Annotated in this window: 1 protein-coding gene; it reads left to right on the forward strand. The window is 41.4% G+C overall.

Translation table 11 applies throughout. The features are described 5' to 3' along the window. Positions 1 to 374, forward strand: a 374-nt coding sequence (locus CP370_RS09560) for a prolyl oligopeptidase family serine peptidase (protein ID WP_158227049.1), incomplete at both ends; no start/stop codon positions are given.

Raw genomic sequence — 374 nt, forward strand, 5'->3', positions numbered from 1 at the left:
CTGGTGTTACAGCCTCGATAAATGCCATGTCAAACCATGAATTTGGGGATGCTGCTGATCAATCTGAGAAGGTAAACGCAATTATCGCTTTATATGGTCCCTATGAATTTGATAAATTTTCAGATCAGTTTGAGGAAAGTGGTGTGATACCTAAGTATCCAGAGACTGGAACGGCTGAGTCTTTTGAAGGCCAAATGTTTAAGAAACAAGCACCAAAAGACGTGCCGGATAAAGTCAAAGAATATAATCCAGTAACTTATTTTAATCCAGCAATGCCACCGATACTAGCATTTGCGGGGACGGCAGATTTTGTTGTACCATATCAACAGACGGTAAATATGATAGCCGCTGCTCGGAAGGTCGTTAGCGATGAT

This window comes from Lactobacillus sp. UMNPBX19 (assembly GCF_002553805.1).
In the GTDB taxonomy this organism is placed as follows: domain Bacteria; phylum Bacillota; class Bacilli; order Lactobacillales; family Lactobacillaceae; genus Lactobacillus.